Origin of the sequence: Dolichospermum sp. UHCC 0260, from assembly GCF_009711985.1 — a bacterium.
Lineage (GTDB): Bacteria > Cyanobacteriota > Cyanobacteriia > Cyanobacteriales > Nostocaceae > Dolichospermum > Dolichospermum lemmermannii.
The window spans coordinates 3734-5337 of sequence record NZ_VIKZ01000079.1; the positions used below are offsets into that span (position 1 = coordinate 3734).

The following is a 1604-nucleotide window of genomic DNA, read 5'->3' on the forward strand; positions in this document are numbered from 1 at the left end:
CCGTACAGTTGTCAGTTGTCAATTATTCATTTTTGAATATTTTGAACAGATTTTTGGGGATTACAGCACTTATGCTCATAGAATTGACCGATTGATGAGACTTTTACTTTTTTTTGGCAAATTTTATGACACCTCAAGAGTTTTTAGAAAAGTTGGCAACAGCCGCAACAGACCCCGAAAAACTGATAGTTTTTGCAGAATACTTGGATACAACTGCCTTGGATCATGCCACAGCCCCAAGATGGAGAAGTCTTTCTTATAGTAACGAAATTGAAATGGCGCTTAAAAATGTAGCTTTTCATTTAGAAGCGCTCGCTGAAGCCGAGTAATACGTAAGGGGGCAGGGGAAATATTTATTACCTATTAAGTGGCTTGGCACGATTAAATATAAAACCTCTCTCCAAACCTCTCCCCTACCAGGGGAGAGGCTTTGACTCCCCCTTCCCTGGTAGGGAAGGGGGTTGGGGGGTTAGGTTTATATTATATTTTGTAAAGCCCACTTACCTATTACCTTCTTCACCAATATATATTCCTAAAGACCTAGCGGTTTGGACTAAATCACCTTGAGGATTAACAAGAGAGGGATTATTATCTATCACATCTTGAATGGGGAAAGTGACAACTTTGCCATTTTGCCAAGCTAACATTTGATCATATTGATTTTGGGCAATTAAATCAACTGCAACTTTACCAAACATAGTAGCTGTGAGACGGTCTAAAGCTGAGGGGATACCACCACGCTGAATATGTCCTAATACAGAAACTCTGGTATCAATCAGGTGATTACTACAATTAGCAATTTTTTCGGCAATATATTGACCTTGACCACATTTAGTTCGGCTTCGCTCACTATCAATAGCAGTAGTACAAATAGAAGGATTATCGGCATCTTCTGCACAAACAGATATCCCTTCAGCAACCACAATAATAGCAAATTTTTTTTGCCAACAATCGCGTAATTCGGTCAGATGATGACATATTCCTTGAATAGTATAGGGGACTTCGGGAATTAAAATCACATCAGCACCGCCGGCAATTCCTGAGTGTAAAGCTAAATGTCCAGCGCTGCGTCCCATAACTTCGATAATCATCACTCGGTCATGACTAGCAGCAGTAAAGATCAGACGATTAATAGCATCAACAATTGTATTAATTGCCGTATCAAAGCCGATTGAACGTTCTGTAAAAGCGACATCATGATCAATAGTTTTGGGGATAGCAATTAAATTCCAATTACCTAAAACGGCTAATTGATGAATAATATTTAAACTACCATCTCCACCGACAATAATTAAAGCATTTAAAGCGATCGCTTCATAACCTGCTAATATTTCATCAGCATGGGCTAAAGTATCTCCTTTATTAATACTACCTAAAATTGTTCCCCCCATATTTAGTAAAGGGTCAATCCCGCGTAAATCCCAACCATGTATACTTAACGGCACCGTTTTCCGTTCTAGCAACCCTTGGGTAGCGTAAGGAATCCCCACTACCTCCCAATCAAAAGTCCGTGTGGCATGACTCACAGCCGCGCGAATCACACAATTTAGACCAGGACAGTCACCACCACTGGTAAGAATACCAATACGTTTTTTCATTGTTTG

General features: G+C 39.8%; 2 protein-coding genes. One reads left to right on the forward strand and one right to left on the reverse strand.

Annotation, left to right across the window (positions count from 1 at the left end; translation table 11 throughout):
- Positions 1-125: 125 nt before the first annotated feature.
- Positions 126-329 (forward strand): hypothetical protein, encoded by a 204-nt coding sequence (locus FJR08_RS21385; RefSeq protein WP_015079868.1) that lies wholly within the window; start codon positions 126-128, stop codon positions 327-329.
- Positions 330-500: 171 nt separating this feature from the next.
- On the opposite strand, the gene FJR08_RS21390 is transcribed toward FJR08_RS21385, so the two are convergent.
- The gene (locus FJR08_RS21390) at positions 501-1598 is read right to left on the reverse strand and encodes an ATP-dependent 6-phosphofructokinase (protein ID WP_168634498.1); all 1098 of its coding nucleotides are present in this window, start codon (positions 1596-1598) and stop codon (positions 501-503) included.
- Between the last annotated feature and the right edge of the window lie 6 nt (positions 1599-1604).

What these genes read in the sequence shown, in the direction of transcription:
- FJR08_RS21390 (WP_168634498.1), bottom strand. Translation starts at nt 1,598, where the DNA reads ATGAAAAAACGTATTGGTATTCTTACCAGTGGTGGTGACTGTCCTGGT.
- FJR08_RS21385 (WP_015079868.1), top strand. Translation starts at nt 126, where the DNA reads ATGACACCTCAAGAGTTTTTAGAAAAGTTGGCAACAGCCGCAACAGAC.